11 protein-coding genes are annotated in these 12,203 nt (G+C 73.3%); 6 read left to right on the forward strand and 5 right to left on the reverse strand.

Annotated features, from left to right (window positions below; translation table 11 throughout):
- Positions 1 to 20: 20 nt before the first annotated feature.
- From AB0C73_RS21700 to AB0C73_RS21710, 3 genes are all read left to right on the forward strand, one after another.
- Complete coding sequence (locus AB0C73_RS21700) at positions 21 to 749, forward strand: FCD domain-containing protein (RefSeq protein ID WP_362532464.1); 729 nt, start codon at positions 21 to 23, stop codon at positions 747 to 749.
- Positions 750 to 867: 118 nt separating this feature from the next.
- Positions 868 to 2,310 carry an ethanolamine permease gene (gene eat / locus AB0C73_RS21705; protein WP_362532466.1) on the forward strand — a complete coding sequence of 481 codons (1,443 nt, stop codon included), beginning with the start codon at positions 868 to 870 and terminating at the stop codon, positions 2,308 to 2,310.
- Between the two features lie 36 nt (positions 2,311 to 2,346).
- A complete protein-coding gene (locus tag AB0C73_RS21710) occupies positions 2,347 to 3,045 on the forward strand; it encodes a gamma-glutamyl-gamma-aminobutyrate hydrolase family protein (RefSeq protein ID WP_362532468.1) in 699 nt (232 codons plus the stop codon).
- A gap of 319 nt (positions 3,046 to 3,364) precedes the next feature.
- On the opposite strand, the gene AB0C73_RS21715 is transcribed toward AB0C73_RS21710, so the two are convergent.
- Entirely contained in the window at positions 3,365 to 4,300 is a 936-nt protein-coding gene (locus AB0C73_RS21715) for a LysR family transcriptional regulator (protein ID WP_362532470.1), read from the reverse strand.
- Between the two features lie 70 nt (positions 4,301 to 4,370).
- Here AB0C73_RS21715 and AB0C73_RS21720 point away from each other — a divergent pair, with 70 nt between their 5' ends.
- Positions 4,371 to 5,516, forward strand: a complete 1,146-nt coding sequence (locus tag AB0C73_RS21720; RefSeq protein ID WP_362532472.1) for a TDT family transporter — start codon at positions 4,371 to 4,373, stop codon at positions 5,514 to 5,516.
- On the opposite strand, the gene AB0C73_RS21725 is transcribed toward AB0C73_RS21720, so the two are convergent.
- From AB0C73_RS21725 to AB0C73_RS21740, 4 genes are all read right to left on the reverse strand, one after another.
- Positions 5,434 to 6,270, reverse strand: coding sequence for a helical backbone metal receptor (locus AB0C73_RS21725; protein ID WP_362532475.1), 837 nt, complete (start codon positions 6,268 to 6,270; stop codon positions 5,434 to 5,436). The two genes, AB0C73_RS21720 and AB0C73_RS21725, sit on opposite strands and share 83 nt — an antisense overlap.
- A gap of 56 nt (positions 6,271 to 6,326) precedes the next feature.
- Positions 6,327 to 6,878 (reverse strand): XRE family transcriptional regulator, encoded by a 552-nt coding sequence (locus tag AB0C73_RS21730; RefSeq protein WP_362532477.1) that lies wholly within the window; start codon positions 6,876 to 6,878, stop codon positions 6,327 to 6,329.
- Between the two features lie 213 nt (positions 6,879 to 7,091).
- Positions 7,092 to 8,900: an ABC transporter permease/substrate binding protein gene (locus tag AB0C73_RS21735; RefSeq protein WP_362532480.1), complete on the reverse strand. Its 1,809-nt coding sequence runs from the start codon at positions 8,898 to 8,900 to the stop codon at positions 7,092 to 7,094.
- A complete protein-coding gene (locus AB0C73_RS21740; protein ID WP_362532483.1) occupies positions 8,893 to 10,002 on the reverse strand; it encodes a glycine betaine/L-proline ABC transporter ATP-binding protein in 1,110 nt (369 codons plus the stop codon). Before AB0C73_RS21740 ends, AB0C73_RS21735 begins: the two co-directional genes overlap by 8 nt.
- A gap of 270 nt (positions 10,003 to 10,272) precedes the next feature.
- Here AB0C73_RS21740 and AB0C73_RS21745 point away from each other — a divergent pair, with 270 nt between their 5' ends.
- Both AB0C73_RS21745 and AB0C73_RS21750 read left to right on the forward strand, forming a co-directional pair.
- Positions 10,273 to 11,178 (forward strand): 5'-3' exonuclease, encoded by a 906-nt coding sequence (locus AB0C73_RS21745; RefSeq protein ID WP_362532502.1) that lies wholly within the window; start codon positions 10,273 to 10,275, stop codon positions 11,176 to 11,178.
- Positions 11,179 to 11,314: 136 nt separating this feature from the next.
- Positions 11,315 to 12,151, forward strand: coding sequence for a siderophore-interacting protein (locus AB0C73_RS21750; protein ID WP_362532486.1), 837 nt, complete (start codon positions 11,315 to 11,317; stop codon positions 12,149 to 12,151).
- Positions 12,152 to 12,203 lie beyond the last annotated feature (52 nt).

Raw genomic sequence — 12,203 nt, forward strand, 5'->3', positions numbered from 1 at the left:
TGGGAAGGGGAAACGGCGAGGTGGCCAGTACGAGTGAATCGGCGGACCGGCTGACGCCCGTGCTGCGGCCGGTGCGCGCGGGCAACGGGTTCGAGGAGGCCCTGGAGCAGATCCTGCAGGTCGTGCGGCTCGGCCTGGTGCCGGGCGGGGAGCGGCTTCCGGCCGAGCGGGAGCTGGCCGACCGGATGGGGATCAGCCGGGTCACGCTGCGCGAGGTCCTGAAGGTGCTCCAGGAGCAGGGCCTGGTGGAGAGCCGGCGCGGGCGGTACGGCGGGACGTTCGTGCTCCGGCGCCCGCAGACCGCCGACGAGGCGGAGCTGCGGCGCCGGATCGCGGCCGTCGACGTGGAGGACACGCTGCGCTTCCGCGAGGTCCTGGAGACCGGTGCGGCCGGTCTGTGCGCGGCGCACGGCCTGACCGCCGAGGGCGCGGAGCGGCTGCGGGCGGCGCTCGCGGCGACCCATGACGCGCCGCTCGGGGACTACCGGCGGCAGGACACCCTGCTCCACCTCACGCTCGCGGAGCTGTCCGGTTCGCCGACCCTCACCGCGCAGTACGCGGCGGTCCGCGCGACTGTCAACGACCTGCTCGACTGCATCCCCCTGCTCGTACGCAATCTGGAGCACTCGCAGCACCAGCACGAGGCGCTGGTGGAGGCGGTCCTGGAGGGTGACGCGGACGCGGCGCGCGAGGTGATGCGGGAGCACTGCGCGGGCACGGCGGCACTGCTTCGCGGCTTCCTGACGTGAGCGGCGGTGCCCCGTACGCGTAACCCGAAAGTAACGCACGGGACTTGCGCTCTCCGCCTGGCGGCCGCAAAGGTATGGCACCAATCCATTGGGCTCGTTGCGGGGAGCTGACGCTGCCATGACGCTGGAAGACACCACCGGGAGCACCACTCAAGCCGAGGACGACTATCTGGAGCGGCGCACCCTGCGCCGCGGCAGCGCGGGCTGGCTGCTCCTGACCGGGCTCGGCGTCGCGTACGTCGTCTCCGGCGACTACTCCGGCTGGAACATCGGCCTCTCCAAGGGCGGATTCGGCGGGCTCGCCGTCGCGACGGTCCTGATGGGCGCGATGTACGCCTGTCTGGTCTTCTCGCTCGCCGAGCTGTCCGCGATCCTGCCCACCGCGGGCGGCGGTTACGGCTTCGCCCGGCGCGCGCTCGGCACCTGGGGCGGCTTCCTCACCGGCACCGCGATCCTCATCGAGTACGTGCTCGCGCCCGCCGCGATCTCGATCTTCATCGGCGACTACGTGGAGTCCCTCGGGCTCTTCGGCCTGGAGTCGGGCTGGCCGGTCTATCTGGTCTGCTTCGCGCTCTTCATCGGCATCCACCTGTGGGGTGTGGGCGAGGCGCTGCGCTTCAGCCTGATCGTCACGGCCGTCGCCGTGGCCGCGCTGCTCGTCTTCGCGCTCGGCGCGCTGAGCGACTTCCATGTCTCCGGGCTCGACGACATCCCCGTCGACCCGGCCGCGACCGGCTCGAACTCCTGGCTGCCGTTCGGGCTGCTCGGCATCTGGGCCGCGTTCCCCTTCGGCATGTGGTTCTTCCTGGGCGTCGAGGGCGTGCCGCTGGCCGCGGAGGAGGCCAAGGACCCGGTGCGCTCGATGCCGCGGGCGCTCGCGCTCTCCATGGGCATCCTCGTCCTCCTCGCCGTGATCACCTTCTTCGCGGCGACCGGGGCGCGCGGCGCGGCGGCCGTGCAGGAGGCCGGGAACCCGCTGGTGGTGGCACTCCAGGGCGACGGGGAGCCGACGGCGCTCAGCCGCTTCGTGAACTACGCGGGCCTGGCCGGTCTGGTCGCCTCCTTCTTCTCCCTCATCTACGCGGGCTCGCGCCAGCTGTTCGCGCTGTCCCGGGCCGGCTATCTGCCCCGCTTCCTGTCCCTCACCAGCCGCCGCAAGTCGCCGTACCTGGGCCTGCTGATCCCGGGCGCGATCGGCTTCGCGCTCGCCGCGGGCACCGGCAACGGGGCCCGGATGCTGAACATCGCGGTCTTCGGCGCCACCATCTCGTACGCCCTGATGGCGCTGTCCCACATCGTGCTGCGCCGCCGCGAGCCGGGCCTGGCCCGCCCGTACCGCACGCCCGGCGGTGTGCTCACCTCGTCGGTCGCCTTCGTCCTGGCCCTCTCCGCCCTGGTGGCGACCTTCCTGGTGGACAAGGACGCGGCGCTCATCGCCCTGGCCGTGTACGTGATCGCCCTCGCCTACTTCGCGTTCTACAGTCGGCATCATCTGGTGGCGAAGGCGCCCGAGGAGGAGTTCGCGGCACTCGCCGCGGCCGAGGCGGAACTCGAACGCTGACCCCCGCTCCCTCACCCAGCACCCGGAGGAACGTCCGTGCCCAAGCCGCTCATCGGTGTGACGACCTATCTCGACCAGGCCCGGTGGGGCGTGTGGGAGCTGCCCGCGGCGCTGCTCCCGGCCGCCTATCCGCGCCTGGTGCAGGCGAGCGGCGGGCTCGCGGTGATGCTGCCGCCGGACGAGCCGTCCGCCGCGGCGGAGGCCGTGGCCCGGCTCGACGGCCTGGTGGTCGCGGGCGGCGCGGACGTCGAGCCGGTACGGTACGGGGCCGTGCCCGACCCCCGTACCGGCCCGCCGGCCCCGGCCCGGGACGCCTGGGAGCTGGCCCTGATCGAGGCGGCCCTGACCGCCGGGGTCCCGCTGCTCGGCATCTGCCGGGGCCTCCAGCTCCTCAACGTGGCCCTCGGCGGCACCCTCGTGCAGCACCTGGACGGGCACACGGAGGCGGTCGGCGTGATGGGCCGCCACCCGGTGAGCCCCGTCCCCGGCACCCGCTACGCGGCCGTGGTCCCGGAGCGCGCCGAGGTCCCCACGTACCACCACCAGTGCGTCGACGTCCTCGGCAAGAACCTGCTCGTCTCGGCACACGCCGACGACGGCACGATCGAGGCGATCGAACTCCCCTCCCCCGACTGGGCGCTCGGCGTCCAGTGGCACCCGGAGATGGGCGAGGACCTCCGGGTGATGCGGGCCCTGGTGACGGCGGCGAAGGAGCGGCGCGGCGCGCGGATCTGACGGCGCTGCGGGCCGTAGGTGACCACCCGGCCGCGGGCGACCGTCAACCTGGGGTGCGGGGTCCGTGCAGGAGGGCGCGTTCGGGACGTAAAGCGTGATGTGTGGCGCGGGGCGCGGGGCGTTCAGGACACTTTGCAGCCGGCCGCGCCGTACATCATGCAGTCCCGAATGCGCCCTCCGGAGCGGTCCCCGCGCCCCACCCCCACCGGCGCACCGCCCAGGTGATGCGGGTCCGGGCACAGGTGCGGCACGCCCCAGCGGGACGATCGCCCACACGGCGGTGGCTGAGGCGGCACCCCAGGGCGCGCGCCGCGCCCCCTCACCGCGTCAGCGACAGCAGGTCCCGCGCCGGGCCCGTCGGGCGGTGGCCCGTCGGCCAGACCGCACGCAGGTCCCTCCGCAGCAGCACCCCCGCCACCGGTACCACCACCAGGCGGTGCGACCCCAGTTCCTCCGCGACCGCCAGTTCGCTCAGGACCGCCGGCCCCGCACCGCTCACCGCCGCCGCCTTCACCGCCGTCGTGGAGGCCAGTTCGAGGAGCGGCTCCGCGAGGCCGCCGTACTCCGCCAGCGCCGCGTCGAGGACCTGCCGCGTGCCCGACCCCCGTTCCCGCAGCACCAGCGGCGTCGCCGCCAGCTCCGCCGGGTCCAGGTCCTTGCGCCGCCGCGCCCAGGCGTGCGACGGCGCGGCCACGACGGCGAGCCGGTCGTGGGCGACGACCGTGCCCTCCAGGCCCTCCGGGACGGCGAGCCCTTCCACGAAGCCGAGATCCGCGTCCCCTCCCAGCAGCCGCTCCGCGACGGCCGCGGAGTTCCCGGCCTGGAGCGAGACCGCCGTGTCGGGCCGCTGCGCGCGCAGCGCGATGAGCCAGCCGGGCAGCAGATACTCGGCGATGGTCATGGACGCGGCGACCCGGAGCCGCGAGTCGCGCCGCCCGCGCAACGCCTGGACGCCCGCGTCGAAGGCCTCCGCGGACTCGACGATGCGCCGCGCCCAGTCGGTGACGAGCGCCCCGGCGTCGGTGAGCCGTGAGCCGCGCGGCGAACGGTCCACCAGGGCGACGCCCAGCATCCGCTCCATGGAGCGGATCCGGCTGCTCGCGGCGGGCTGGGTGATGCCGACGTCGCGCGCGGCGCGGCCGAGGCTGCCGTGCCGGGCGACGGCGAGGAGGAGTTCGAGCGCGCCGAGGTCGGGGACCCGGTGGGACAGAAGGGCGGGAGGGACGTCGCTCGACGCCGGCGGCGGGCTGCTCATAACGTCAGCTTATGACCTCATAGCGACAATGTCCCTGGTGGGGGCTGTGATCGCGCAGGAAATTGGGTCCATGGCAACCCTCGCACCCGCGCATCCGGCCCCCGGCCTCACCACCCCCCGCCCCCGCTGGACCGCGGTCCGTCACCTCGGCCCCAACTGGTACGCCTCGGTGATGGGCACGGCCATCGTCGCGACGGCCGGCGCCTCGCTCCCCGTCGGCGTCCCGGGCCTGCGCACGGCCTGCGCGCTGATCTGGTCGTTCTCCCTCGCGATGTTGCTGACGCTGCTCACCGCCCGGACGCTGCACTGGACCCACCACCGCGACCAGGCGAAGGCCCATCTCCTGGACCCGGCGATGGCGCCGTTCTACGGGTGTCTGTCGATGGCACTGCTCGCGGTGGGCGGCGGCGCGCTGGTGGTGGGCCGGGACTGGATCGGGGTGTCCGCCGCCGTCACGATCGACGCGGTGCTGTTCACGGCGGGTACGGCGGTGGGTCTGGCGGCCGCGGTGGCGGTGCCGTATCTGATGGTGGCCCGGCACCGGATCGACGCGGCGTCGCCGGTGTGGCTGCTGCCGGTGGTCGCCCCGATGGTGTCGGCGGCGCTCGGCCCGCTGCTCCTGCCGCACCTGCCGGAGGGCCAGGCCCGGACGACCCTCCTGCTGGCCTGTCACGCGATGTTCGGCGTCAGCCTGCTCGCGACGCTCGTCATGCTGCCGCTGGTGTTCGGGCGCCTGGTGACCGGCGCCCCGCTGCCTCTCGCGCTGACCCCGACGCTGTTCCTGGTCCTCGGGCCACTGGGCCAGTCGACGACGGCCGCGAACAAGTTCGCCGACGCCGCACCGGGCGTGCTGCCCGCCCCGTACGCCTCCGGCTTCTCGGCCTTCGCGGTGCTCTACGGCGTACCGGTGATGGGTTTCGCGCTGCTGTGGCTGGCCCTCGCCGGGGCGCTCGTGCTGCGGGCCCGCCGGCAGGGCATGGGCTTCGCGATGACCTTCTGGGCGTTCACGTTCCCGGTCGGCACCTGTGTGACCGGCGCGGAGGGGCTGGCCCAGCACACCGGGCTCGCGGTGTTCCGGTGGCTGGCGATCGGGCTCTACGTACTCCTGGTCGCGGCGTGGCTGTTCGCGGCGGTCAGGACCGCGCGGGGGCTGCTGAGCGGAGCGCTGCTCGCAGCACCCGGGGCGCCTCGGCCAGTGACGGCCCGTACCAGGTGAGGTGCCGTCCGTCGACGAGCGCGGCGGGGACCCCGGGGAAGGCCTCGGGGCCGTCGTCGCGGGTGAAGCGGTACGGCTCGTCGGGGAGCACGACGAGTTCGGGCGCGGCGGCCCGCAGCTCGTCGAGCGGGACCTTGGGATAGCGCTCGGCGTGGCCGGCGTACAGGTTCCGTACGCCGAGCCGGGCGAGCAGGTCGCCGGCGAAGGTGTCGCGTCCGAGGACCATCCAGGGCCGCCGCCAGACCGGCACGACGGCGGTACGGAGCGGCCCGCCGGCGGCCCCTCCGGCTCCGGCCCGGGTGCTCTCGGCGGTGACCCCGGCCCACGTGCTCTCGGGGGTCACTCCCTCCCACGTGCTCTCGGGGGTCACTCCCTCCCAGGCGGCCTCGGCGGCGTCCAGCCAGCCCGGCCGCCCGGCCACCCCGCACGCCTCCAGGACCCGCGCCAGCTCGTCGAAGGCCTGCTCCAGGGTGCGCACCTCGGTGACGAGCACCTCGATCCCGGCGGCGCGCAGGGCGTCGAGATCCGGGGCCCGGTTCTCCTCCTCGTTGGCGAGGACGAGATCGGGCCGGAGCCGTACGACGGACGTGGTGTCCGGGTTCTTGGTGCCCCCGATCCGCTGCACGCCGTCCCCGAGGCCGGCCGGGTGCGTGCACCAGTCGGTGACACCGACGAGGGTGCCGGGCGGCGCGGAGACGGCGACGGCCTCGGTCAGCGAGGGCACCAGGGAGACGACCCGCACGCGCGTCCTCACCTCCTCGCCCCTCGCGCTCCCACACCCTCGCGCTCCCGCGCTCCCTCGCCCGGCGCCTATTCCTCGGTCGCCTCGACGTGGTCGGCGACGGAGACGAAGACGAGCCGGGTGCCGGGCGCGGTGGCCCGCCACCGGTGCCGTACGCCGCCCGACAGGTAGAGGGTGTCGCCGCGCTCCAGGCGGTACGCGCGCCCCTCGGCCTCGATCTCGGCGGCGCCGTCGGCGACGTACAGCAACTCGTCGTTGCGGTGCAGGAATTCGCGTCCGGCGTCCTGCTCGCCGGTGACCTCCAGGGCCTGCAGCTGGTGCCGGCCGCGGACCAGCGGACGTACGCCCGGGGGCATGTCCCACAGCTCCTCGTGGGAGCGGACGACGTCGACGGTGCGCGCGGCCTCGGCGGCGGCGAGCAGTTCGCCGGCGGTGGTCTCCAGGGCCTCGGCGACGAGCTGGAGGGAGCGGTCGCTGGGGCGGGCCCGCTCGTTCTCGACCTGGCTGAGGAAGGGCACGGACAGGCCACTGCGCCGGGCGACGACGGCCAGGGTGAGCTGGAGTGCGCGGCGGCGCCGTTTGACGGCCGCGCCCACGCGCAACGACTCCTTGTCGTCCATGCCGACCCCTCCCTCGTGTCCCTCGTGCGTGTTGTCGTGCGTGTTCTCGTACCGGTCGGTTACCTGCACCTTACGCAGCTTTGGGGCGGGGTTTCGCGTCGTGGCGAAAAGGGGTGGTTGCCGAACACGCTCGGCGACCACCCCTTTTCGGAGCGAAATCGGATCATTCGCGACCACTCGCGGAATGCGCGGATCGGGAGATCCGGTCGGGCTCTACCGCGGCGCGAGCCGCTCCTCGACGCCCGGGTTCCTGTCGAGCCAGGTGCGGACGGCCTCCTGCTCCTTGCCCTTGCCGGTCTCCTGGATGACGGCCTCCAGGCCGGTGAGCTCCTTCTCGCTGAGCTTGAAGTGCTTCAGCCAGGCGCCGACCTCGGGGTTCTCGGCGGCGAAGCCCTTGCGGGCCAGGGTGTGGACGACGTCGCCGGTGCCCCAGCTGCCCTTGGGGTCCGTCAGCTTCTTGAGGTCGTAGCTGGAGTAGGCCCAGTGCGGCGACCAGAGGGTGACCGCGATGGGCTCCTTCTTGTCGTACGCGCGCTTGAGTTCGGCGAGCATGCCGGGCGTGGAACCGTCGACGACCTTGTACTCACCCGCCAGGCCGTAGTCCTTCATGACCTTGTCCTTGAGGATGCCCATCATGCCGGCGCTCGGCTCGATGCCGACGATCCGGCCCTTGAACCGCCCGGCCTTGCCCTTGAGATCGGCGAGGCTGTTCACGTCCTTCATGTACGAGGGGACGGTGAGCTCGAGCGACGTGGGGCCGTACCAGGAGCCGAGGTCCTCCAGCTTGTTCTTGTACGTGGCCCAGTACTGGGCCTGCGTGACGGGCAGCCAGGAGTCGGTCTGGAAGTCGATCTGGCCGCCGGCGAGACCGGTGAAGAGGGCGCCGACCTCCAGCTGCTTGGCGTCGACCTCGTAACCGCGGCGCTCCAGGAGCTCCTTCCAGAGGAAGGTGGAGGCGATGCCCTCGTCCCAGGGGATGTAGCCGAGGCTGATCTTCTTGCCGTGGCCGGAGCCGGAGGCGCTGCCGTTGCCGGCGGTGGAGGAGCCGCCGCCGAGGAAGCCCATGCCGCCGGCGACGAGCGCGAGGATCACCACGCCGACGAGGGCGGTGACGGGCTGCGGGCGGTGGCCCCAGATCTTCGCGCCGGTCCGGGCGGCGCGCACGGCGCGGGCCTTGGCGGCGGCGCGGCGGCCGAGCGGGGAGACCTGGCGGCCGAGGGCGCCGGTCATCCGGTCGAGGTACATGGCGAGGATGACGATGGAGATGCCGGCCTCGAAGCCGAGGCCGATGTCGACGTTGCCGATGGCGCGGTAGACGGCGCCGCCGAGTCCGCCGCCGCCGACCATGCCGGCGATGACGACCATGGAGAGGCCGAGCATGATGACCTGGTTGACGCCGGCCATGATGGTGGGCAGCGCGAGCGGCAGCTGGACCCGCAGCAGGGTGTTGCGCGGAGTGGTGCCGAAGGCCTCGGCGGCCTCGACGAGTTCGCCGTCGACCTGGCGGATGCCGAGTTCGGTCATGCGCACGCCCGGCGGCAGGGCGAAGACGATGGTGGCGATGATGCCGGGGACCACGCCGACGCCGAAGAAGATGATGCCGGGGATGAGGTAGACCATGGCCGGCATGGTCTGCATGAAGTCCAGGACCGGGCGCAGCACGGCGCTGACGGTCTTGGAGCGGGCCGCCCAGATGCCGAGGGGTACGGCGATCACCAGGGTGACGAGAGTGGCGACGAGCACGAGCGAGAGGGTCGACATGGCGTCGTCCCACAGCTCGACGGAGTCGACGAGGGCGAGACCCGCGAAGGCGAGCACTCCGGCGGTGAGGCCGCGCAGCCACCAGGCGGCGACAGCGAGGATGCCGGCGAAGAGCAGTGGCTGCGGCGCGGACAGGACGGCGTCGATGCCGTCGTAGAGGCCGGTGACGACGGCGCTGATGGCGTCGAACAGCCAGGACAGCTGCGCCTGGAGCCAGTCGACGGTGCTGTCGACCCACTGGCCGAGGGGGAGCCTAGGCATGGGCGGTCACCTCCTCGGTCGCACCGCTCCTGGCGGTGGGGCGTACGTCGGCGTCGAGGCCGCCCATGACGCCGAGGAGGCGGTCCTGGGCGACGACGCCGAGGACCGCGCCGGTGGCGTCGGCGACGGCCACCGGGTGCAGGGTGCGCGCGGAGATGGCGCACAGCTCGGCGAGCGGGGTCTCGGGGGCGACCGGGGCGCAGTCGCAGCCGGGCGGGCAGTCGTCCGGGGCGACCGTGCCGTCGGTCATGACGGCGGCGGCGGTGAGCACGCGGGTGCGGTCGACGTCCTGGATGAAGGAGGTCACGTAGGCGTCTGCGGGGCGCACCAGGATGTCCTCGGCGGTGCCGAGCTGGACGATCCGGCCGTCGCGCATGACGGCGATGCGGTCGCCGAGGCGCATGGCCTCGTTGAGGTCGTGGGTGATGAAGACGATGGTCTTCTTCAGCTTCTGCTGGAGCACGAGCAGCTGGTCCTGCATGTCGCGGCGGATCAGCGGGTCGAGGGCGCTGAAGGACTCGTCCATGAGGAGCAGGTCGGCGTCGGTGGCGAGCGCGCGGGCGAGGCCGACGCGCTGCTGCATGCCGCCGGAGAGCTCGTCGGGCCAGGACTTCTCCCAGCCGGCGAGGCCGCACAGCCCGAGGGCCTCGGCGGCGCGCTTCTCGCGCTCGGCGCGCGGGACGCCCTGGACCTCCAGGCCGTAGGCGGCGTTCTCGAGGACGCTGCGGTGCGGGAAGAGGGCGAAGTGCTGGAAGACCATGCTGATCTTCTGGGAGCGGACCTCGCGCAGCTCGCGGGGCGAGAGCGCGGTGAGGTCGCGGCCGTCGAAGAGGACGCGGCCCGCGGTGGGGGCGAGCAGGCCGTTCAGCATCCGCAGGAGGGTGGACTTGCCGGACCCCGACAGACCCATGACGACGAAGATCTGGCCGGATCCGACCGTGAACGAGGCGTCGATCACGGCCGCCGTGGTGCCGTCGGCGCGCAGCGCCTCGCGGTCGGCCGCGTTCCCCTCGCCTCCTTCGGCTTCGGCGAGTTCGCGGACGGCTTCGTCGGGTCGTCTGCCGAACACCTTGTACAGATGGTCGGCCTGGAGCGTGGACACATACACCTCACGGGTAGCAACGAAAACGGCCCGCCACCCCCGCCGTGGCCAGGCCGTGGAGCGTGGCGGGATCTGCCCGCGCGACCCGTCGCGTACGAGAACTCAGCGATCCGGACCTGTTCGGTTCGAATCGTTGAACCCCGTACGGGTTCGCTCCGGGCTCGCGCCTGCCCGGGGCGGCGCTGTGCAAACGCGAAGGTGACCGGCGTCACGAGCGAGGCGGGCGCTGTCGGTGGGGTGCGGCATGATCGGGGGGTGACGCGACGCCTGATGCTCCTCGACACCGCCAGCCTCTACTTCCGCGCGTACTTCGGCGTGCCGGACTCGGTCCGGGCGCCGGACGGGACTCCGGTCAACGCCGTGCGCGGGCTGCTCGACTTCATCACCCGGCTCGTCCAGGACCACCGGCCGGACGAGCTGGTGGCGTGCTGGGACGACGACTGGCGCCCGCAGTGGCGGGTGGACCTGATCCCCTCGTACAAGGCGCACCGGGTGGCCGAGGAGACCCCGGTGGGACCGGACGTGGAGGAGGTGCCGGACACCCTGTCGCCGCAGGTGCCGGTGATCGTGGACGTGCTCGCGGCGCTCGGCATCGCCCGGGTCGGCGCGGCGGGCTTCGAGGCGGACGACGTGATCGGCACGCTGACCGCGCGGGCCTCGGGCCCGGTGGACATCGTCACGGGCGACCGGGACCTGTTCCAGCTGGTGGACGACGCCCGCGGGGTGCGGGTGCTGTACCCGCGCAAGGGCGTCGGCGACTGCGACCTGGTGGACGACGAGCTGATCCGTACGAAGTACGGGGTGCGCCCCGACCAGTACGCGGACATGGCGGCGCTACGCGGGGACACCAGCGACGGGCTGCCCGGGGTGAAGGGCATCGGCGACAAGACGGCGGCGCAGCTGATCACGGAGTACGGGGACCTGGCGGGCGTCCGGGCCGCGGCGGCCGACCGGACGACCAAGCTGACCCCGGCCAAGCGCAGGGGGATCGTGGAGGCGGCGGACTATCTGGACGTGGCCCCGGCGGTGGTACGGGTCGCACGGGACGTGCCGCTGCCGGAGTTCTCGGCGGCGCTGCCCTCGGCGCCCCGGGACCCGGAGGCGCTGGCGGACCTGGTGCGGCGCTGGGGGCTCGGCGGGGCGGTGGGGCGGCTGCTGCCGGTACTCGCGCGCTGAGGGCGCTGAAGGCGCTGAGGACGGGCGGACCGGGGGCGGAGCCGGGCAGGGCCCGGGCGGGCCCGGGCGGGCCCTGCGGGAGTGGTGTTAACTTAGGCACAGCTAAGCAATTCGGCCGGAAAACGGGGAGACCGCCGTGGCAGAACAGTCCGCACGCAAGGCACCGAGGGCGCACGAGGCCCGGGTGGTCCGCACGGAGCGGATCACCCCGCACATGGTGCGTCTGGTGCTCGGCGGCCCCGGTCTGGACGCCTTCGAGATCGGCGCGTACACCGACCACTATGTGAAGCTGCTGTTCGCGGCGGAGGGTGTGAGCTACCCGGAGCCGTTCGACATGGAGCGGATCCGGGCGCAGTTCCCGCGCGAGCAGTGGCCGACCACCCGGACGTACACGGTGCGGGCCTGGGACCCGGTGCACCGCGAACTGACCGTGGACTTCGTGGTGCACGGCGACGAGGGTCTGGCCGGACCGTGGGCGGCGCGGGCGCAGGCCGGCGACACCATCCGTTTCCTGGGGCCGGGCGGCGGCTACGCCCCGGACGAGGCAGCCGACTGGCACCTGCTCGTCGGCGACGAGAGCGCACTGCCGGCCGTCGCGGTCGCCCTGGAGCGGCTGCCCGCCGGGGCGCGGGTGCACGCGTTCCTGGAGGTGGCGGACGCGTCGGAGGAGCAGAAGTTCGCGACCGCCGACGGCGTCGAGGTCAGCTGGCTGCACCGCGGCGCCCGCCCGGCGGGCGAGGCGCTCGTCGAAGCCGTGCGCGGACTCGACTTCCCGCCCGGCGACGTGCACGCCTTCGTCCACGGCGAGGCCGGCTTCGTGAAGGAACTGCGCCGCCACCTGCGCCTCGACCGCTCGGTCCCGCGCGAACGCCTGTCGATCTCCGGCTACTGGCGCCTCGGCAAGACGGACGAGGCCTGGCGCGCGATCAAGCGCGAGTGGAACGAGCAGGTGGAGCGCGAGCAGGAGAGCTGACGCGCGATCTGTCGCCTGGAACGCCCGAGGGGGCGGGAGCCGTGCGGCTCCC

The sequence above is a fragment of the Streptomyces sp. NPDC048623 genome (assembly GCF_040650755.1).
Lineage (GTDB): Bacteria > Actinomycetota > Actinomycetes > Streptomycetales > Streptomycetaceae > Streptomyces.

Excerpts from the sequence above, each read along its gene's own strand:
- eat (WP_362532466.1), top strand. The coding sequence starts at position 868 with ATGACGCTGGAAGACACCACCGGGAGCACCACTCAAGCCGAGGACGAC.
- AB0C73_RS21715 (WP_362532470.1), bottom strand. The coding sequence starts at position 4,300 with ATGAGCAGCCCGCCGCCGGCGTCGAGCGACGTCCCTCCCGCCCTTCTG.
- AB0C73_RS21720 (WP_362532472.1), top strand. The coding sequence starts at position 4,371 with ATGGCAACCCTCGCACCCGCGCATCCGGCCCCCGGCCTCACCACCCCC.
- AB0C73_RS21730 (WP_362532477.1), bottom strand. The coding sequence starts at position 6,878 with ATGGACGACAAGGAGTCGTTGCGCGTGGGCGCGGCCGTCAAACGGCGC.
- AB0C73_RS21735 (WP_362532480.1), bottom strand. The coding sequence starts at position 8,900 with ATGCCTAGGCTCCCCCTCGGCCAGTGGGTCGACAGCACCGTCGACTGG.
- AB0C73_RS21745 (WP_362532502.1), top strand. The coding sequence starts at position 10,273 with ATGCTCCTCGACACCGCCAGCCTCTACTTCCGCGCGTACTTCGGCGTG.